Consider the following 20,167-nt stretch of genomic DNA (forward strand, 5'->3'; position numbering starts at 1 on the left):
AGGCCGCACGCCGCCTGGGGGGAGGCAGAGGTTACGTTGGGGGCCGCTCGGACATGAGGTGGAGGGCACGGCCAGGTGGACCGCAGAACGATCGGCGCGGCAGCGCTCGGGGTGGGTGCGGTCGGGCTCGGCTGCATGCCGATGAGCTGGGCGTACACCGGCTCACGGCAGCGGGGCGAGGAGTCGCTGCGCACCGTGCACGCCGCGCTCGACCAGGGCACGACCCTGCTGGACACGGCGGACATGTACGGGCCGTTCACCAACGAGCTGCTGGTGGGGCGGGCGTTGAAGGAGCGGCGGTCCGAGGCCTTCGTGTCCACCAAGTGCGGGCTCCTGGTGGGCGAGCAGCACATCGTCGCCAACGGCCGTCCCGGCTATGTGAAGCGGGCCTGCGACGCGTCGCTGCGGCGGCTGCAGACCGAGACGATCGACCTGTACCAGCTGCACCGCGCCGATCCCGAGGTGCCCGTCGAGGAGACCTGGGGCGCGATGGCCGAGCTCGTCGCCGCGGGGAAGGTGCGGGCGCTCGGGCTGTGCGCGGTGGGCGCCCGTGCCTCGCGGCGCGAGGGCCGAGGAATGCACGAGGGGACGATCCGGCAGCTGGCGCGCATCCAGCAGGTCTTCCCGGTCAGCGCGGTGGAGGCCGAGCTGTCGGTGTGGTCGCCGGAGGCGCTGGAGACGCTGCTGCCGTGGTGTGCGACGCGCGGGATCGGCTTCCTGGCGGCGATGCCGCTGGGGAACGGTTTCCTCACGGGGACGCTGACGCCGGGGCAGGGCTTCGAGCCGGACGACGTGCGGGCCCGGCACCCCCGCTTCACCGCCGAGATGATGGCGGGCAACCAGCCGCTGGTGGTGGGCCTGCGCCGGGTGGCCGAGCGGCACGGGGCGACCCCGGCTCAGGTGGCGCTGGCGTGGGTGCTCGCGCAGGGCCGCGACGTGGTGCCGATCCCGGGGGCCAAGCGGGAGCGCTGGGCGGTGGAGAACGCGGGGGCGGCGTCGATTCGGCTCACCGGGGCGGACCTGGCGGAGATCGCCGCGCTGCCGTCGGCGATGGGATCGTGGGAATGATGTCCGCGGTTCGGTGAAGCGGGGTTGGGAACCTGAGGGGACTGAGCGGTGTATGAACAGTAGAAGCGCTGCGTCGAAGGGAACCTGATCGTGCAACGACCTGCTGTCACGGCCGCATTGGCCGCCACCGCCCTGGTGCTCACGGTGCTCACGGCCGGTTGCTCGTCCGGGGACTCGGACGCGCCGGACAACGGAAAGAGCGCCGAGTCGAGCCCCGCGCCGTCGGACGGGACGTCCACGGGAAAACCGCGCGCCGGCGACGCCCCGCCGGAAAAGGGGTCGGCATCGGTCTCCAAGACGCTCACCGAGGACCTGAAGTCGCCGTGGGGCCTCGCACCCCTCCCCGACGGGGACCTGCTGGTGTCCTCTCGCGACGAGGGGACCATCACCCGCGTCGACGGCAAGACGGGCAAGAAGACCGGCCTCGGCTCCGTCCCCGGCGTCTCCCCCGCCGGAGAGGGCGGCCTGATGGGCCTGGCCCTCTCCCCTTCGTACGCTTCGGACCACATGGTCTACGCGTACTTCACCACCGAGTCGGACAACCGCATCGCCCGCATGCTGTACGACGAGAAGAAGCCCTCCGGCCAGCAGCTGGGTGCGCCCGACACGGTCTTCAAGGGAATCCCCAAGGGCACGGTCCACAACGGCGGCCGGATCGCCTTCGGCCCGGACAAGATGCTGTACGCGGGCACGGGCGAGACCGGTGACACGGGCCTGGCCCAGGACAAGAAGTCGCTGGGCGGCAAGATCCTCCGCCTGACCCCGGACGGCGACCCGGCCCCCGGCAACCCCTTCGGCGACTCCCCCGTCTATTCGTACGGCCACCGCAATGTGCAGGGCCTGGCCTGGGACGAGGAGAAGCGGCTCTGGGCGGCGGAGTTCGGCCAGGACACGTGGGACGAACTGAACGAGATCAAGGCCGGCGACAACTACGGCTGGCCGGAGGTCGAGGGCAAGGGCGACGAGGACGGCTTCCACGACCCGGTGGCCCAGTGGAAGACCTCGGAGGCCTCCCCCAGCGGCATCGCCTACGCCGAGGGCTCGGTCTGGATGGCGGGCCTGCGCGGCGAGCGCCTCTGGCGCATCCCCGTCCGCGGGGTGGACGGCACGGTGAAGCCCCAGGACTTCCTGAAGGGCGAGTACGGCCGCCTGCGCACGGTCGTCGCCGCGGGCGGGGACAAGCTGTGGCTAGTGACGAACGAGACGGATTCCCGGGGCACCCCGGAGAAGGGGGACGACAAGATCCTTGAGGTGACGGTGAAGTAGGGCTGCCGGACCGGCGGGCTACTTCCCGGGCGAGGGGTGGCGGACGGGGCCGGGCCCGGGCACCGCGTCCGGATCGGTATCGGCTTCGGCTTCGGCGGCACCCGGGTCAGCGGCGGACGGATCCGTCTCTGCCTGTGCCTCCGCCTCCGCCTGCTGCGGCACCCTCACCACCACCTTGCCCGAGGTGAGGTCTATCGGACCGCGGCCCGGGTCGCCGTCGGCCACGTCGACCCGGCTCAGCTCCAGCCGCTTCTGCTCGTCGTCCGTGTGTTTGCGGCCGGGCTGGAAAAGCTCCATCGGGTTGAACACTGCGCCTCCTGGCGGACGGGTTCCTCCTACCAGCGTAAGCGAGTGCCTCCGGAACCCACCGGGGCCGGGAAAGCGCAGGTCAGCCAGTGGGCTGGGAGTGATTCGACGGGGCGCGTTCCGCGGGGAACAGGCGCAGGCGGTGGGCCAGGGCCGCTGCCTCGCCCCGGCCGGCGACGCCCAGCTTGGCGAGGATGTTGGAGACGTGGACGCTCGCCGTCTTCGGGGAGATGAAGAGCTCCTCGGCGATCTGGCGGTTGCTGCGGCCCGCGGCGACGCGGCGGAGCACGTCCCGCTCCCGGCTGGTGAGGCCGAGTGCCTCGGCGGGGTCGACGGGGGTGAGGTGGGCGCTCGGGGTGGCCTGCTCATGGTGGTTCAGGGTGAGGCGGGCGCGCTGGGCGAGCCCCGAGACCGCATCGGCGAGGGGCCGGGCGCCCAGGCGCTCGGCGACCTCGTGGGCCTGTCGCAGCAGCTCGGCGGCGCGCTCACGGTCCGCTTCGGTGCCGACACCCGCGGAGGTCGCCAGGAGGGACTCGGCGAGGCGGAGACGGGTGCGGGCGAGGTCGTAGGGGCGGTCGAGGGGTTCGAACGCGGTGACGGTGGCGGACCAGTCGTCGGGGGTGTCACGGTCCTCGGCGCGCAGGAGCTCCGCGCGGACCCACTGCTCGTGGGCCGCCCAGACCGGTACGGGTGAGGGGAGGTTCTTGGCGGCCCGTCGGATGCTGTCGATGGCTTCGGCCCTGCCCGGCTCGGCGGCGGGCAGGCCGCGCGAATCGGCCTCCGAGGTGGCGGCGGCGAGCAGCAGGGGCCAGGTGTAGCGCTGGGTGCCGGGCGGGAAGCCCGCGGCCAGGGCCGCTTCGAGCTCGGCGCGGGCCGCGGCGACACCGGCGGCGCGGTCGGGGTCGCCCGCGGCGATGCCGAGGGCGACGGTGGCCATGGGCTGGGTGTGCTGCGGCATGAGGTCGCGGGTGCCGTAGTGGCCGCGGGCCTTGGCCAGTTGGGCGGCGGCTTCGGTCAGGTCGCCGCGGCCGACGGCGACGGAGGCGAGCTGGAGGGCCGCCCCGCCGCGGGGCTTGATGCTGAGCGCGCCGCGGCGGGCCGCCTCCGAGGCTTCGACCGCCTCGTCCCAGCGGCCGAGGGAGACGAAGGACTCCGCCTTGTTGACCTGGACCCAGCTCTCGGTGTCGGTGAGTCCGTACTTCCGGCAGAGCGCGAGGCCCTGGTCGCCGATCTCCAGGGATTCGAGGGAGCGGCCGGCTCCTTCGAGTACGGAGGGCAGGTTGACGTGGATGTGCGGGATGCGGGAGACCAGTCCGGGCGGTGCCATGCAGCGGTCCCTGACCGCGAACATCTCCGCGAGCCCCTGCTCGACGTCGCCCGCGTCGACCAGGAGGCCGCCGAGGATCAGCCGGGCGTTGAGTTCGATCTCCTCGGCCTTGACCATCCGGGCGTACTCGACGGCGCGTTGGGCCGCCGTCAGGGTCTGTTCACCGGGGTTGTGGAGCATGCCCCAGGAGGCGACGTTGGTCAGCACCTCGGCGTGCACCTCGGACGGCGGAAGGCCGCGGACCAGTTCCTGCGCGGTGGCGATCTCCGCCCAGCCGTCGCCGCGGCCAAGCGTCTGGGTGAGCCGGGAGCGCTGGATCCAGAACCAGGCGGCGCGCAGCGGGTCCGACTCGTCCTCCAGGAGCCGCAGCGCACGCTTGGTGATCTTCAGGGCGCGTTCCCGCTCCCCGCAGAGTCGGCCGGCGACGGCGGCCTCCGCCATGAGGTCGAGATAGCGCAGGGGGGTGGTGGCGGGGTCGCAGCCGCTGGGGGTCCCCCCAGGCGGTGGGGGAGGGTAGACCTCGGCGTAGTCGAGGGGGCGCAGTTCGAGGCGTATGTCCTCGGGGGCGTCGTCCCACAGCTCCATCGCCCGTTCGAGGAGGCGCAGTTGTTCGGAGTACGCATAGCGGCGGCGGGCCTCGACGGAGGCACGCAGGACGGCGGGGAGCGCCTTCGCCGCGTCGTGCGCGTGGTACCAGTAGCTGGCGAGCCGGGCGGCGCGCTGGTCGTCGGCGACGAGTGAGGGGTCGGCCTCCAGGACCGTGGCGAACCGGCGGCTGATCCGTGAGCGCTCACCGGGCAGCAGGTCGTCGCCGACGGCCTCGCGCACCAGGGAGTGCCGGAAGCGGTAGCCGTCGCCGTCGGGCGACGGCAGCAGGATGTTGGCCCCGACGGCGGCCCGCAGCGCCTCGATCAGGTCGTCCTCCGCGAGCCCCGCGACGGCGGCGAGCAGCGGATACTCGACGTTCGAGCCGCCCTCGGCGACGATCCTCGCCACCCGCTGGCTGCTCTCGGGCAGCTCCTCGACGCGTACGAGGAGGAGATCGCGCAGGGAGTCCGTGAGGCTCGCGCAGCTGCTGCCGTGCGAGGCGACCGCGAGTTCCTCGACGAAGAAGGCGTTGCCGTCCGAGCGGTCGAAGATGTCGTCCACCAGGGACTGCGCGGGCTCGGCGCTGAGGATCCCTGCCATCTGCCGGCCCACTTCGCCCTTGCTGAAGCGGGACAGTTCGATGCGCCGCACCGTGCGCAGGCGGTCGAGCTCGGCGAGGAGCGGGCGCAGGGGGTGGCGGCGGTGGATGTCGTCGGCGCGGTAGGTCGCGACGACGACGAGGCGGCCGCTGCGCAGCGTGCGGAAGAGGTAGGCGAGGAGGTGGCGGGTCGAGGCGTCGGCCCAGTGCAGGTCCTCCAGGGCGATGACCACCGGGCGGTCGGCGGCGATGCGCTCCAGGAGGCGGACGGTCAGCTCGAAGAGGCGGGCCATGCCCTCTTCGTCGTGGTGCGCGTCGGTGCCTCGGCGTCGCTGCGGGGCCTCGCCCAACTCGGGCAGGAGCCGGGCGAGTTCGCCCTCCTGGTCGGCTGCGGCGGCGTCCACCTCGTCGGGGAGCTGGCGGCGCAGGGAGCGCAGGGCGCTGGAGAACGGGGCGAAGGGCAGGCCCTCCGCGCCGATCTCGACGCAGCCGCCGAGCGCGACGACGGCGCCTTCGGCGCAGGCCGCCGCGGCGAACTCCTCGATGAGGCGGGTCTTGCCGACGCCCGCCTCGCCGCCGAGCAGCAACGCCTGCGGCTCGCCCGTGCCGGGGGTCGTCCCCTTGGCACGGGCGAGCGCGTTGTTCAGAACGCCCAGTTCATCGGTGCGACCGACGAACACGGGGCTTACGGACCTGGTCTCCACAGCGGTGAGCATCGCACAGGGTGCGGGCCTGGTGGCAGCGGATATGCCGAGGGCCGAGACGGGCGCTCCGGCCGATGCTCCCGCTCCCATCACGCGGCCCGGGTGAAGCGGTTCCTCCACGGGGCCGGGCTCACCTGCCCCTCGGTGTCGTGGCGGGCCGATCGGCGGTCGGCGCGGGCCGCCGTCTTGGCGGCACGGGCCTCGCGCAGGAGGCGGCGGCGGTCGGCCTCGCGGGTGAGGTCGGCGGCGCGGAGCTGGTGCATTTCGTACTCGAACATGAGAACTCCCTGACTTCTGGCTTGGGGCCTATGGCTTATGGCTTGAGGCCTGCGGCCTGTCGCTTCTGACTTCGGTTTCCGGCTTCGCAGTTCGTGATCCGCTCTTCGCGGCTCCCGTTCTGCGATGCCTCTACTTTCGTCTGCCAGGCAGGGGTGGCACATCGGGAGAGTGCCGCATGTTGAGGGGGTGGGGGGCCTTAGGTGCGTCTTAGGGGTCCTTAGGCACGCGCCGCGGACCTACGGAAAACGCCGGAGGGGCTGCTCGCGCAGCCCCTCCGGCGTTCTGAGTACCTCTGAGTACCCCGGCCCCGCCTGCCATCAACTGGTCGACGGCAGCCCGAAGATCAGGTCCGAGTACTTGGCGATGGCGAGCAGCAGGCCGATGACGCCCAGGGCGACACCCGCCCAGGCCACCGACTTGATCCACGGCGCCTGCACCTGGTCCGGCGACCCGAACGCGGGCCTCACCAGGACGACGAACCCGACGACCAGCGCGGCGAGCGCGAAGGCTCCGGCGATCAGCGCCGTGATCTGCCAGGAGTCGCCGTACAGCGCCTGGATCTGGTCGGCCACGCTCGCCGACTGCTTGGTCTCCAGCTGCCCGACGATGTTCGAGCGTGCCGCGGCCACCGTACCGAGCCAGCCACCGGAGAGGCCGATCAGACCGAGAGCGGCGGAGACGACGGCCGCCGCGCCCTGGAACACGCCACTGGACTTGGCCGGAGCGACCTCCTCGACCACGACGAGCTCATCGGCGTCGTCGGTGTCATCGGCGTCGTCGGTGTCATCGGCGTCGTCGGTGTCATCGGCGTCGTCGACCTCGACGGCGTCATCGGCCGCCGCGGTCTTGTCCACCTTCACGGTGTCCGCCTTGGTGGCGTCCGCCTTGGTGGCCTCCTTGCTCTCCGCGGCCTCCGGCTCTGCGGGCTTCGCGGCCGCCTCGGCCGCGATCTCGTCCTCTGTCTTAGTTCCCATGCCCCGCACCGTACGGACGGAGTCTGAGAGCTTTCTTAACGAGCCGGATCCCGGTCCGCCGAACCCCCGGCGCCCGCCACTTCACGGGCCTCGCGGGCCTTACGCCACTCCGGCGCGAGCACCGACCACACCTCCATGTCGTGCCGCACCCCCTGCCAGGGGAAGCACTCCCGCAGCACGCCGTCCTTCGTCATCCCGAGCCGCTTGGCGACGGCGATGCTGGGGCCGTTCGCCGTGGAGGCGAGCCACTCCACGCGGTGCATGCCTCGCTCGTCCACCGCCCAGTCGATGAGGACCCGGCTCGCCCGGGTGATCAGACCGCGCCCGGCGGCCGAAGGCTCCAGCCAGACACCGACCTCGCAGCTCTCCATGGCCGTGTCGAAGATCCGGAAGAGCACTCCGCCGACGAGCGTGCCGTCCAGCCAGATGCCCCAGAGGCGGCCCGTGTCGGCGGCCTGCTTGTCGGCGTACGTCTGGAGCAGCTTCCGGGCCGATTCGAGGTCCTTCGCCAGCACGGTCAGGGGCACCCACGGCCCCGCGTACTCCCGCGCGCGCTCGACGTGCGTGAGGAACTCCGGTGCCTGCCACGGCTCGATGGGCCTCAGCTCAGCGCCCTCGCCCAGCGATATCGCGAACATCCCGCTCCTCCAGTCCGTCCGGCACGGCGTCCGAGTCGTCCCGCGTGCCCCGTCGTCCCGGGATCCTCGCACTCACGGCGGCCGTACTCGAACGACTTTCCGGGGGCTCGATGCTGATGCGCGGCAGCCGGCGGTCCAGGCCGCGCGGCAGCCACCAGTTGGCGCCGCCCAGCATGTGCATCAGGGCCGGCACCAGCAACGTACGCAGGACGAACGCGTCGAGCGCGACGGCGGCAGCGAGGCCGATGCCGAACATCGCGATGACCCGGTCGCCGCTCAGGACGAAGGCGAGGAAGACCGAAATCATGATCACGGCCGCGGAGTTGATCACGCGGCTCGTCTCGGCGAGGCCGACGCGGACGGCCCGCCGGTTGTCGCCGGTCTCCAGCCACTCCTCGTACATCCGGCTGACCAGGAAGACCTGGTAGTCCATCGAGAGCCCGAAGAGGACCGACACCATGATCACGGGCAGGAAGGGTTCGATCGGTCCCGCCGACCCGAGGCCGAGCAGCTCGCTCCCCCAGCCCCACTGGAAGATCGCGACGACGACCCCGAAGGCCGATGCCACCGCGGCCACGTTCATCGCGGCGGCCTTCAGGGGGATGCCGATGGACCGGAAGGCGAGCAGCAGCAGGACGCAGCCGAGACCGATGACCACGCCCACGAAGAGCGGCAGCTTGCCGACGATGATCTCCGCGAAGTCGTCGTAGCTCGCCGTGACACCGCCGACCTGGAGGTCGAGCGAGGTGTCGGCCTCGGCCTTGGGGAGCACGTCGTCGCGCAGCCGGTCGACGAGATCGCTGGTCCGCTCGGACTGGGGGGACGAGTCCGGTACGACGGTGATATGGGCGGCGGTGCCGTCGGCGTCGTACGTGACGGGGCTGACGGAGGCGACGCCCTTGGTCGATTCGAGTGTGGGGCCGAGGTCGGTGAGGGCGAGCCGGTCGCCCGCTCCGTGGACCTCCGTGACGAGGGTGAGGGGGCCGTTCACACCGGGGCCGAAGCCGTCCGCGAGGAGGTCGTAGGCCTGCCGTGTGGTGGCCGACGCCGTGTTGTTGCCCTGGTCGGAGGTGCCCAGGTGGAGGGAGAGCGTGGGCAGGGCGAGCAGCGCCATCACGGCGACGGCGATGCCGCCGAGCAGCTTCGGGTGCCGCTCCACGAAGGCGGACCAGCGGGCGGCGAGCCCGGTGGGCAGCTCCGGGGCCGGGCCGTGCTCGGCGAGGGCGCGACGCTCGCGGCGGCTGAGTGCGCGTGGCCCGATCCAGGACAGGAGGGCGGGCAGCAGGGTCACCGAAGCGGCGACCGTGAGGAGCACGGTCAGCGATCCTGCGATGGCGACGCCGTTGAGGAAGCTGAGCCGCAGTATGAGCATGCCGAGCAGTGCGATGCACACCGTGGCGCCCGCGAAGACGACCGCGCGCCCGGTGGTGACGACCGCGCGTTCGGCGGCGACGGCGACCGGGAGGCCCTGTTTGAGGCCCTTGCGGTGCCGGGTCACGATGAACAGCGCGTAGTCGATGCCGACGCCGAGCCCGATCAGGGTGCCCAGCATCGGCGCGAAGTCCGCGACGGTCATCAGGTGCCCGAGCAGCACGATGCCCGCGTACGCCGTGCCGACCGACACCAGTGCGGTGGCGATGGGCAGGAGCGACGCGGCGAGCGAGCCGAAGGCGAGGAAGAGCACGACGGCGGCGACGGCCACCCCGACGATCTCGGCCGTCTTCGCGCTCTTGGACTCGGTGAGGCCGACGGCGCTGCCGCCGAGCTCGACCTGCAGGCTGTCCGAATCGGCGGTCTTCGCGGTGTCGACGAGGGCCTGTGCGTCCGCCTTGTCGATGGCGTCGGCCTGCTCGTGGAAAGTGACGGTCGCGTACGCGATGCGTGCGTCGGCACTGATCTGTGCGGCGCCGCGCTCCGTGTACGGGCTGCCGACGGAGGCCACCGCGGGCATGTTCTGGATCTTGTCCAGGGTGTCGGTCATCGTCTGCTCGACGTCGGCCGCGCGCACCGTCGTGCCCGCCTCGGTCCGCCAGACGACGGTGTTGCTGTCGCCGCCGAGGCCCTCGAATCCCTCGTTCAGGAGCTGGGTCGCCCGGCCCGACTCGGTGCCGGGCACCTCGTAGTCGTTCGAGTACGCGGATCCGGCGAGCGCCGCGGCGCTCGCGGCGCCGCCGAGAGTGATGAGCCAGAGCAGTACTGCGAGAAGGCGGTGCCGCACACACCACCGTGCGAGTGCTGCCACTGACCGGCTCCCTGGGATGGTTCGTGGATCTTTATCGGGAACAGTCTTGAATGACCTGAACAGCCCGCAAAGAACGCATGAGCGATGACATAAGCGCCAGAGATACTTTGACAGGAGCTGGAGATCGTTGGTCCGGTTCGTGGGCTTCCTCACAAGGGCACAAAGGGTGTGCGAGGCCCCACCGGGACCTCGCACACCCTCAGAACGGGGGCTTCAGCCCGATACGCTCGCGCGTCCGTTCTCTATGTGCCCCATCAGACGCCGCCGAAAGGCCGTGTCGCCCGCGGCAGTCACCTGGATGTCGTACCAGCCGTGCTCGTCGTCCGTGTGCCAGGCGACCGTGCGACGGCTTCCCGCCTTGACGCGGACGATCCTCGTCCGCTTCCGGGCGTCGTCCTCGTCCACGTATCCGACCGGCTTGACGGTGTAGACGAGCTCCTTGCGGCCCCCGTTGGTCAGGGTCAGGTGGAGCTCTCGCCGGCCCTTCCCGTGACCGGACCGGCCGATCTCGGAGTCGAGGCCCGCGGCGCCGTCCACGGCGCCCGCGAACTCGCGCCGGAAGCCGTTCGGCCCGGTGACCGTGAAGGCGTACGCGTCCTTGGCCACCGGCACGGACCAGCTGCCGTCCCGCTGCACGTCGATGTGCTGCGGGGCGGCGAACTCACCGGCGTACGGGTAGAGCGCGAAGTGCGCGCTGGAGCGGCCGTCGTTGCGCAGGCGCACCTGGAGCGCGCTGCCCTCCCCCTTGGCGCCCGGCTTGACGTACGCGTCGGGCTGGTAGGGCAGCGGGCGGGCGCGGCGGGTGCCGGGCTCCTGGACCGGCATGGACTGCTTCAGGGGCGGCTGCGGGGACCAGCGGCCGCTGAACTCCGGGATGGCGCCGGGCTGTTCGACCTCGGGCTGCCGGTGGCCGCGCCGGAAGTCGAAGGCGCCGGTGAGGTCGCCGGTGACCTTGCGGCGCCAGGCGCTGATGTTGGGCTCCCGCACACCGGTCCACTTCTCCAGGAAGCGCACGACGGAGGTGTGGTCGAAGACCTCGGAGGTGACGTAGCCGCCGACGGTCCAGGGCGAGACGACCAGCATGGGGACGCGCACGCCGAGGCCCGTCGGCTTCCCCTCCCAGCGCTCCTCCTGGTCCTCGGGGGACGCGGTGCCGGGCACGGGCGGCGGGACGTGGTCGAAGAAGCCGTCGTTCTCGTCGTAGTTGATGAAGACGGCGGTGCGGCGCCAGACCTCGGGGTGCGAGGCGAGGGCGTCCAGGACCTTGTAGACGATGGTCGCGCTGTGGATCGGCGAGGAGACGCTGGGGTGCTCGGAGTCCAGGGCGGACGGCACCAGATAGCTGACCTTGGCGAGCTTGCCGCCCGCGACGTCCTGGGCGAACCGCTCGGCGAGCTTGCCGGTGGGCACGCGCCGCAGGCCGCGCTCGAACAGCGACTTCTCCGCCTTGGTGAGGGTCGCGACGCCCTCCTCCAGGGCGGCGAGCAGCTTCGCGCGCTCGGCCTCGTCCTTGGCGTCGCGCACCTTGGCGTAGAAGGCCTCCATGAAGGTGAGGCCGGTCTTGGCGAGGACCTTGCGGGCGATGGCCTTGAAGGTGGTGAAGAACTCGATCTGGTTGTCGGTGAAGTTCTCCCACTCCGTGTACGTCTGCCAGCTCACGCCCGCCTTCTCGAGCCGCTCGGCGTACGTCCCCCAGTCGTATCCGGGGTGCTTGCCCTCGTCGTACGCGTCGTTGCCGACGGCACGCTTGCCGTTCGCCTCGTAGCCCGTCCTGCCGCTCCACAGGTGGTTGCGGTTGGGGCTGGTGGAGGTGTGGATGGACGAGTGGTAGGCGTCGCAGACGGTGAAGGTGTCGGCGAGTTCGTAGTGCAGCGGGATGTCGTCACGCGTGTAGTACGCCATCGTGGCGGCGGTCTTGGCGGTGATCCAGCCGTCCGACCAGCCGTCGCGCCAGGCCTTGGCGCCGCCGCTCCAGGAGTGGTCGAGGGCGCCGATGTACTGCAGGTCCTTCTTCTGCGCCGCCGCGGCCTCGCGGACCGGGAAGGGCAGGACGGTACGCAGGGCGCTCGGCTGCTCGAACACGGACTTGCCGCTCGGGAGTTGGACGGCGTTGCGGTCGCCGAAGCCGCGTACGCCGCGCAGGGCGCCGAAATAGTGGTCGAACGACCTGTTCTCCTGCATCAGGATGACGACGTGCTCGATCGAGTCGAGCCCGCCGTCTCCGGGTCTCGGCCCGTCCTGCGCCAGTGCCAGTTGCAACGACGGCGGCAGGAAGGATCCGACGGCGGCGGCGCCGACCGCGCCACCGCCGACCGCCATCAGTCGCCTGCGGGAAATCTCCGGGGACACGTCACGACCTCCAGTCGACGGCCAATGGTTCTCTGCTGATCCATTGACCTTCTCGGCCGGGACGGTAGTGAAGTCTGGTTTCCCTGTGAAGACTTGGGGACGAAGTCGACGTGAACGGAGCCGCCCGAGTGCGGTTGCCCGGACCCGGTCAGCACCTCAGGCGATCAGCCGGTCAGCAGGAGCCCCGCCCAGAGCGCGACGGTCGACGCGGCCAGCGTGAGGGGCACGGTCACCACGCCGAGCAGGCTGAACGTCCGCAGGTCGGCGTCCGTGCCGTGGTCGTGCAGGATGCGGCGCCACAGGAGGGTGGCGAGCGAGCCGACGTAGGTCAGGTTCGGGCCGATGTTGACGCCGATGAGCGCGGCGAGGACGGGACCCGGGCCCGCGGGGGCGACGGCGGGCAGCAGGGCGAGGATCGCGGGCAGGTTGTTGATCAGGTTGGCCAGCACGGCGGCGACGGCCGCCACGGCGAGCAGCGCGGGCAGCGAGGCGCCGTCCGGCAGGAGCCACTCGATGCCGGAGCCGAGGCCGTTGTCGACGACCGCCTTGACGACGACGCCGAGCGCGAGCACGAACAGACAGAACAACGGGCTCGCGGAGCGGACGATCCCGGTGGCGGTCGTACGTTTGCGCAGCAGCGCACGGCCCGCGAGCACCGCGGCTCCGGCGAGGGCGGCCCACAGGGGTTCGAGTCCCGCGAGCGAGGTGACGACGAAACCGGCGAGCGTGAGACCGAGGACGACCAGGGTGAACACGGGCACGGGGGTCGGCTCGGTCTCCTTGGGCTCCAGGGCGCCCGCGTCCAGGTCGGCGGCGAAGTACTTCCGGAACACCACGTACTCGATGCCGATCGCGACCAGCCACGGCACCGCCATGAGCAGCGCGAACCGGGTGAAGGTCAGCCCGCTGGCGGTGAGCGCGAGGAGGTTGGTGAGGTTGGAGACGGGCAGCAGGAGCGACGCCGAGTTGGCGAGGTGCGCGGTGGCGTAGACGTGCGGCCGGGGCCTTGCCCCGACGCGGGCGGCGGTGGCGAAGACGACCGGGGTGAGCAGGACGACGGTGGCGTCGAGGCTCAGCACGGCGGTCACCGCGGCGGCCACCCCGAATACGCCGCCGAGCAGCGCCCGGGTCCGTCCACCGCAGAGCCGGGCGACGAGATCCCCGGCGGCGGCGAAGAGCCCGTCGTCGGCGCAGAGTTGAGCGAGGACCAGCACGGCCGCGAGGAACCCCACCACCGGCAGCAGGCTCTGGACCTCCGCGAGCGCGTGCTCCGGCGAAACGGCCCCGAGCACCACGACGATCCCTGCGGCGGGCAGCGCGGCGGCTGCCTCGGGCCACTTCTTGGGCCGTATGACGGCGAACGCGAGCACAGCGAGAAGCAGGCCGACGGAGAGGATCTCGGCGGTGACGGTGTTCAGGGGGACGCTCCGTGGCCCGGTGGGGCGGGTGGTTCGGCGGGACGGACGCTCCCCAGCGTATGGGGGGCGCCGCGCGACATCGCGGCTGGGAACGGCGGCCACACCGAACAGCACCCCGCCCACCCACTCGATCACCGCGGGGCAATCGGGTGGGTGGGCGGGAAAGATCCGCCGCGAAGCGGCGGTTCAGCAGCACCCCGACAAGCCAGGACACTGCTCCAGGCCAGCGCGGCGACTAGCCCTCCACGCCCAGCTTCTCCAGGATCAGTTCCTTGACGCGGGCCGCGTCGGCCTGGCCCCGGGTGGCCTTCATGACCGCGCCGACCAGGGCGCCGGCCGCGGCGACCTTGCCGCTGCGGATCTTGTCGGCGATGGCGGGGTTGCCGGCGATCGCCTCGTCGACGGCGGCCGTCAGCGCGCCCTCGTCCGAGACGACCTTCAGACCGCGCTTCTCGACGACCTCGTCCGGCGTGCCCTCGCCCGCGAGGACACCCTCGAAGACCTGGCGCGCCAGCTTGTCGTTCAGGTCGCCCTTGGCGACGAGCTCGGCGACCCGGGCGACCTGCACCGGGGTGACCGGCAGCTCGTCGAGCGCCTTGCCCGTCTCGTTGGCGTTACGGGCCATCTCGCCCATCCACCACTTGCGCGCGGCAGCCGAGTCGGCACCCGCCTCGATCGTGGCGACGATGGGGTCGACCGCACCGGCGTTCAGGATCGACTGCATGTCGTGCTCCGAGACACCCCACTCCTCGCGGAGGCGGTTGCGGCGCACGCGCGGCATCTCCGGGAGACCGGAGCGCAGTTCCTCGACCCAGGCACGGGCCGGGGCGACGGGGACGAGGTCGGGCTCCGGGAAGTACCGGTAGTCCTCGGCGTTGTCCTTGATGCGGCCCGACGTCGTGGAGCCGTCCTCCTCGTGGAAGTGACGGGTCTCCTGGATGATCGTGCCGCCCGAGTTCAGCACCGCGGCATGGCGCTGGATCTCGAAGCGCGCCGCACGCTCCACGGAACGGAGCGAGTTGACGTTCTTCGTCTCCGAACGCGTGCCGAACTCCTCGCGCCCGTGCGGGCGCAGCGAGAGGTTCACGTCGCAGCGCATCTGGCCCTTGTCCATCCGGGCCTCGGACACGCCGAGCGCCTTGATGACCTCGCGCAGCTCGGCGACGTACGCCTTGGCGACCTCGGGAGCCCGCTCGCCCGCGCCCTCGATCGGCTTGGTGACGATCTCGATGAGCGGGATACCGGCGCGGTTGTAGTCCAGGAGCGAGTGCGACGCGCCGTGGATACGGCCCGTCGCGCCACCGACGTGCGTGGACTTGCCGGTGTCCTCCTCCATGTGGGCGCGCTCGATCTCCACGCGGAAGACCTTGCCGTCCTCCAGCTGGACGTCCAGATAGCCGTTGAAGGCGATCGGCTCGTCGTACTGGGAGGTCTGGAAGTTCTTCGGCATGTCCGGATAGAAGTAGTTCTTCCGGGCGAAGCGGCACCACTCGGCAATCTCGCAGTTCAGCGCGAGACCGATCTTGATGGCGGACTCGACGCCGATCTCGTTGACCACCGGCAGCGCGCCGGGGAGGCCGAGACAGGTCGGGCAGGTCTGGCTGTTGGCGTCCTGCTTGAGCTCGGTGGAGCAGCCGCAGAACATCTTGGTCTTGGTGCCCAGCTCGACATGGACCTCAAGGCCCATGACGGGGTCGTACGTCGCGAGGGCATCCTCGTACGACACCAGGTCAGTCGTGACAGTCACGGTGAAACTTTCCCTCTCAACCCAGCAGGACGTCGTCGTCGCCGAGCTTCTTCAGCTCGCGATAGAGCAGAGCAAGACCGGTGACGATGGCGGCGGCGGAGACAGCGGCGTCGATGAGCCGGAGCGTGTCGTTCTCCTTGCGGGCCAGCCTGGCCTGCTTGACGACGGAGATCGCGCCGAAGGCGGTGGTGCCCATCGACAGGTACGCGCCGGGCTTGGACTTCTTGAAGCCCTGGGCCTTGGCAGTCATGGGACTCATAGTGACGGTGCCTCCTCAAGCAGCGGGTGACCCCACCTTTCCACGAAGGCGGCCTCTACGGCAGCGCCGACCTTGTAAAGACGGTCGTCCTTCATGGCGGGGGCGATGATCTGCAGCCCGACGGGCAGGCCGTCCTCCGGCGCGAGGCCGCAGGGCAGCGACATGGCGGCGTTGCCCGCCATGTTCGACGGGATGGTGCACACGTCCGCGAGGTACATCGCCATCGGGTCGTCGGCGCGCTCGCCGATCGGGAAGGCGGTGGTGGGCGTCGCGGGCGAGACGATCACGTCCACCTGCTCGAAGGCCTTCTCGAAGTCCTTCGTGATCAGGGTGCGGACCTTCTGGGCGCTTCCGTAGTACGCGTCGTAGTAGCCGGAGCTCAGTGCGTACGTGCCCAGGATGATGCGGCGCTTGACCTCGTCGCCGAAGCCCGCCTCGCGGGTCAGCGCGGTGACGTCCTCGGCGGACTTCGTGCCGTCGTCGCCGACGCGCAGGCCGTAACGCATCGCGTCGAAGCGCGCGAGGTTCGATGAGCACTCGGAGGGCGCGATCAGGTAGTACGCGGAGAGCGCCAGGTCGAAGGACGGGCAGTCCAGCTCTACGATCTCGGCGCCGAGCTCCTTGAGCAGGGCGACCGACTCCTGGAAGCGCTGGACGACACCGGCCTGGTAGCCCTCGCCCGCGAACTGCTTGACGACACCGACGCGCATGCCCTGTACGGAGCCGTTGCGGGCCGCCTCGACGACCGGCGGGACCGGGGCGTCGATGGACGTCGAGTCGAGCTCGTCGTGCCCGGCGATGACCTCGTGCAGGAGCGCGGCGTCCAGGACCGTGCGGGCGCAGGGACCGCCCTGGTCGAGGGAGGACGAGAACGCGACCATGCCGTAGCGCGAGACGCCGCCGTAGGTGGGCTTGACGCCGACCGTGCCGGTGACGGCCGCGGGCTGGCGGATGGAGCCGCCGGTGTCCGTGCCGATGGCGAGGGGGGCCTCGTACGACGCGAGGGCGGCGCTGGAGCCGCCGCCCGAGCCGCCGGGGATGCGGGTGAGGTCCCAGGGGTTGCCGGTGGGGCCGTAGGCGCTGTTCTCGGTGGAGGACCCCATGGCGAACTCGTCCATGTTGGTCTTGCCGAGGATGACGACGTCGGCGGCCTTGAGGCGCTTGGTGACGGTCGCGTCGTACGGCGGGATCCAGCCTTCGAGGATCTTCGAGCCGACCGTGGTCGGTACGCCCTCGGTGGTGAAGATGTCCTTGAGCGCGAGCGGCACGCCGGCCAGCGGGCCGAGCTTCTCGCCGTTCTCCCGCTTGGCGTCGACGGCGCGGGCCTGCGCGAGGGCACCCTCACGGTCGACGTGCAGGAAGGCGTGCACCTTCTCGTCGACGGCCTCGATGCGGGCGAGGTGGGCCTCGGTGACCTCGACGGCCGTCAGCTCGCCGGAGGCGACCTTCGCGGCGATCTCGGCTGCGGTGAGCCTGATGATGTCGATCTTGCTGTCCGTCATGGTGGGTTAGTCCTCCCCCAGGATCTGCGGCACCTTGAAACGCTGCTGCTCTTGTGCCGGGGCGCCGGAGAGCGCCTGCTCGGGGGTGAGCGACGGACGGACCTCGTCCGCGCGCATGACGTTCGTCAGCGGCAGCGGGTGGGAGGTCGGCGGTACGTCTTGGTCGGCGACCTCGGAGACGCGGGCGACCGCGCCGATGATGTCGTCGAGCTGTCCGGCGAAGTGGTCGAGCTCTTCGTCCTTCAGCTCAAGACGTGCTAGGCGGGCGAGGTGGGCGACCTCCTCGCGCGTAATGCCAGGCATGCGGCGATCCTCTGGGGGTGAGTGTGTGGTTTGTGGCCCCAATCCTATGGGGCCACACCCCATGCCCGTGAAACGGATTCCCTCCGCGGGGCCCGATCGCCTCCCCGCGGGGCCGCCCGGCTACTTCCCGATGTCGGCCCCGGCCTCGGCGGCCGCCGCCGCGGCAGCCTCCTCGGCGGCGACGTCCACCGGCCTGCGCCAGCCGCGGGAGCCCCGGGCCCGCAGCCAGGCGGTGGTCTCGTCCGGCGGCATCGCGGCGGCGACCAGCCAGCCCTGCACCGCGTCGCAGCCGAGGTCGCGCAACCGCTCCCACGTCTCGTCGTCCTCGACGCCCTCGGCGACGACGAGCAGGCCGAGGGAGTGCGCGAGGTCGACCGTGCAGCGGACGATCTCCGCGTCCTCGTTGTCCACGGCGAGGCGCGCCACGAACGACCGGTCGATCTTCAGCTCGCTCACCGGCAGCCGCCGCAGGTGCACCAGGGAGGAGTACCCGGTGCCGAAGTCGTCGAGGGACATCTTGACGCCGTGGCCGGTCAGCCCGGCCAGGGTGTCCGCGGCGCGCTGCGGGTCCTCCAGGAGGACGTGTTCCGTTATCTCCAGTTGGAGCGCTCCCGCGGGCACGCCGTGCCGCGCCAGACGCGCCGCGACGGCGCCGGCGAAGCCGGGCGTGTGGACGTCGCGCGGCGACACGTTCACCGCGACGGGGACCTTGAGTCCCATCGCCTGCCACTTCGCCACCTGGCAGAGCGCCGTCTCCAGGACGTACTCCGTCAGGTGCGGCATCAGACCGGACGACTCGGCTATGGCGATGAACTCGTCCGGCGGCACCTTCCCGCGCTCGGGGTGCACCCAGCGGACCAGCGCCTCAAGCCCCGCGACGCGGCCGTCGAACTGGACCTTCGGCTGGTAGTGGAGCTCGACGTCGCCCGCGTCGAGCGCCCGCCGCAGATCACCCAACAGGCCCAGGCGGTCGGGGGTGTTGGAGTCCCGCTTGGATTCGTACACCTCGACGCCCGTGCGGTCCCGCTTGGCCTGGTACATCGCGACGTCCGCCCGCCGCAGCAGTCCTTCGGCGTCCATGGCGTGGTCGGGGAAGACTGCGAGACCGGCGCTGGCCTCAAGGACCAGCGTCAGTCCGTCGAGGTCGAGGGGTGAGCCGAGGGCGGCGACCAGTGAGCGTGCCACGCGGGTGGCGGACGTCGTGGAGTCGGCGACGGGCAGCAGGACGGCGAACTCGTCGCCGCCGAGCCGTGCGGCCTCCGCGCCGCGCGGCAGGGCGAGCCGCAGCCGGTCGGCGATCTGCAGCAGCAGACGGTCGCCCGCGAGGTGGCCGAGGGTGTCGTTCACCGAACGGAAGCGGTCCATGTCGATCAGCATCAGGGCGGAACGCGCCCCGATCCGCTCGGCGTCGTCGAGGGCCGTCCACGTCCGCTCCAGGAGCCACTGGCGGTTGGGCAGACCGGTGAGCGGGTCGCGCAGCTGCTCCTCGGCCCTGGCCCGCGCGATCCACAGCGTCGAGTCGAGCGCGACGAGGGGGATCGCGAAGAGCGGCAGCAGTATCGGCGTCGAGGCCGCGACCACGCAGATCAGCGGGGCGATGCCGAGCAGCGCGACGCCGACGAGACCCTGGCGGACCAGGGCCGTTCGGGTGACCGTGGGCAGGGCGCCGGTGCGCGGCGCGTGGACGTACCAGAGCAGGACGCGGGTGACGACGAGGTACGCGGCGGCGGCGAGCGCCACCTCGGGGGCCGAGTACAGGTCCCAGGTCTCGGGCAGCCAGGGCGAGTCCGTCGACGGGGCCGTGCCGAACGCGGCCATGGCGAGTGCGCCCGTGCCGATGCCGAGGATGTCGACCGCGCCGTGCAGGACGCCCTGGCGCCAGCGGTGCCGGCGCGCGACGCCGACCAGGACGACGACGGTGAGGCTGACCATTCCGGCGGGCACCCAGCCGTACAGCAGGAGGACGGCGACGGTGAGGGCGCCACCCGATCCCGTGCCGCCCCACCAGCGGTCGCGGCCGAGCGCGACGAGGTGGCCGACGATGAGGCCGGTGAGGATCGCGAGGGACCAGCCGACCGTGCCGGAGGGAAACAGCGCGCTGCGTCCGGTGAACGCGAGGAAGAAGCCCGTGCCGAGCACCACCGCGGCGATCGTCACGACGGCAACCGGAAGCACCGGCCAGGGATCGCGCTCGCTGGAGGCATCGTCCGGGCCGTGCGCCTCGGCGCCGCGCCAGAGCGGCCTGCGCCGCCCATCGACCCCGGTCTGGGTGGAACAGGGGCCCGCGTCCCTGCCGCCCGACGTCTCGCTCACGCCGAGTTCCTGCGTGCCGTACGCGCCGACGGTGCTCCAGGCCCGCTCACGTCGCTCAACCGCGGTGCTCGGGACGGCGGGGCGCGCGCTCTCGGCTTCGCGTGCCTCCCGTTCCGCTCTGCGTCCGCTGAGCCACGCGCACGGTCCGCGCCGCAGGCGCGCGCGCAGCCGGGAGTCCGGTGCGGCGCTCTCGGTCGGTTCCATTCCCGTCCCTCTCACAGCCGGCGGTGCCCACGCCACGCGGACCTGCTCCAGAAGTCAGCCGCGTCTGAAACTCCTTCCCCGT

At 71.5% G+C, this 20,167-nt stretch carries 15 protein-coding genes; 2 read left to right on the top strand and 13 right to left on the bottom strand.

Annotation, left to right across the window (positions count from 1 at the left end):
• Nucleotides 1-75: 75 nt before the first annotated feature.
• Together OG302_RS13470 and OG302_RS13475 are read left to right on the top strand one after the other, a co-directional pair.
• On the top strand, nucleotides 76-1,068 hold the full coding sequence (locus tag OG302_RS13470) for an aldo/keto reductase (protein ID WP_371527008.1): 993 nt from the start codon (nucleotides 76-78) through the stop codon (nucleotides 1,066-1,068).
• A gap of 90 nt (nucleotides 1,069-1,158) precedes the next feature.
• Nucleotides 1,159-2,334, top strand: a complete 1,176-nt coding sequence (locus OG302_RS13475; protein WP_371527009.1) for a sorbosone dehydrogenase family protein — start codon at nucleotides 1,159-1,161, stop codon at nucleotides 2,332-2,334.
• Between the two features lie 18 nt (nucleotides 2,335-2,352).
• On the opposite strand, the gene OG302_RS13480 is transcribed toward OG302_RS13475, so the two are convergent.
• From OG302_RS13480 to OG302_RS13540, 13 genes are all read right to left on the bottom strand, one after another.
• On the bottom strand, nucleotides 2,353-2,643 hold the full coding sequence (locus tag OG302_RS13480) for a DUF6191 domain-containing protein (RefSeq protein ID WP_371527010.1): 291 nt from the start codon (nucleotides 2,641-2,643) through the stop codon (nucleotides 2,353-2,355).
• A 79-nt stretch (nucleotides 2,644-2,722) separates the two neighbouring features.
• Nucleotides 2,723-5,869 carry an AAA family ATPase gene (locus OG302_RS13485; protein WP_371527011.1) on the bottom strand — a complete coding sequence of 1,049 codons (3,147 nt, stop codon included), beginning with the start codon at nucleotides 5,867-5,869 and terminating at the stop codon, nucleotides 2,723-2,725.
• 77 nt (nucleotides 5,870-5,946) lie between these two features.
• Nucleotides 5,947-6,135: a hypothetical protein gene (locus OG302_RS13490; RefSeq protein ID WP_371527012.1), complete on the bottom strand. Its 189-nt coding sequence runs from the start codon at nucleotides 6,133-6,135 to the stop codon at nucleotides 5,947-5,949.
• A 318-nt stretch (nucleotides 6,136-6,453) separates the two neighbouring features.
• Complete coding sequence (locus OG302_RS13495; protein WP_371527013.1) at nucleotides 6,454-7,110, bottom strand: hypothetical protein; 657 nt, start codon at nucleotides 7,108-7,110, stop codon at nucleotides 6,454-6,456.
• 35 nt (nucleotides 7,111-7,145) lie between these two features.
• Nucleotides 7,146-7,748, bottom strand: coding sequence for a GNAT family N-acetyltransferase (locus OG302_RS13500; RefSeq protein ID WP_371527014.1), 603 nt, complete (start codon nucleotides 7,746-7,748; stop codon nucleotides 7,146-7,148).
• Nucleotides 7,717-9,990: an MMPL family transporter gene (locus OG302_RS13505; RefSeq protein ID WP_371527015.1), complete on the bottom strand. Its 2,274-nt coding sequence runs from the start codon at nucleotides 9,988-9,990 to the stop codon at nucleotides 7,717-7,719. The genes OG302_RS13500 and OG302_RS13505 overlap by 32 nt, the downstream gene beginning before the upstream one ends.
• Nucleotides 9,991-10,203: 213 nt before the next feature.
• Complete coding sequence (locus OG302_RS13510) at nucleotides 10,204-12,339, bottom strand: phosphocholine-specific phospholipase C (protein WP_371527016.1); 2,136 nt, start codon at nucleotides 12,337-12,339, stop codon at nucleotides 10,204-10,206.
• A 164-nt stretch (nucleotides 12,340-12,503) separates the two neighbouring features.
• The gene (locus OG302_RS13515; RefSeq protein ID WP_371750112.1) at nucleotides 12,504-13,757 is read right to left on the bottom strand and encodes an SLC13 family permease; all 1,254 of its coding nucleotides are present in this window, start codon (nucleotides 13,755-13,757) and stop codon (nucleotides 12,504-12,506) included.
• A gap of 235 nt (nucleotides 13,758-13,992) precedes the next feature.
• Nucleotides 13,993-15,504: an Asp-tRNA(Asn)/Glu-tRNA(Gln) amidotransferase subunit GatB gene (gene gatB / locus OG302_RS13520; protein WP_371527018.1), complete on the bottom strand. Its 1,512-nt coding sequence runs from the start codon at nucleotides 15,502-15,504 to the stop codon at nucleotides 13,993-13,995.
• A gap of 16 nt (nucleotides 15,505-15,520) precedes the next feature.
• Entirely contained in the window at nucleotides 15,521-15,763 is a 243-nt protein-coding gene (locus tag OG302_RS13525) for a hypothetical protein (protein WP_361838300.1), read from the bottom strand.
• Entirely contained in the window at nucleotides 15,760-17,265 is a 1,506-nt protein-coding gene (gatA, locus tag OG302_RS13530; protein WP_371527019.1) for an Asp-tRNA(Asn)/Glu-tRNA(Gln) amidotransferase subunit GatA, read from the bottom strand. The genes OG302_RS13525 and gatA overlap by 4 nt, the downstream gene beginning before the upstream one ends.
• Before the next feature lie 6 nt (nucleotides 17,266-17,271).
• Nucleotides 17,272-17,568 carry an Asp-tRNA(Asn)/Glu-tRNA(Gln) amidotransferase subunit GatC gene (gatC, locus tag OG302_RS13535; protein WP_016642027.1) on the bottom strand — a complete coding sequence of 99 codons (297 nt, stop codon included), beginning with the start codon at nucleotides 17,566-17,568 and terminating at the stop codon, nucleotides 17,272-17,274.
• Nucleotides 17,569-17,688: 120 nt separating this feature from the next.
• Nucleotides 17,689-20,085 carry a putative bifunctional diguanylate cyclase/phosphodiesterase gene (locus OG302_RS13540; RefSeq protein ID WP_371527020.1) on the bottom strand — a complete coding sequence of 799 codons (2,397 nt, stop codon included), beginning with the start codon at nucleotides 20,083-20,085 and terminating at the stop codon, nucleotides 17,689-17,691.
• Nucleotides 20,086-20,167: the final 82 nt, after the last annotated feature.

The organism is Streptomyces sp. NBC_01283, from assembly GCF_041435335.1.
Lineage (GTDB): Bacteria > Actinomycetota > Actinomycetes > Streptomycetales > Streptomycetaceae > Streptomyces.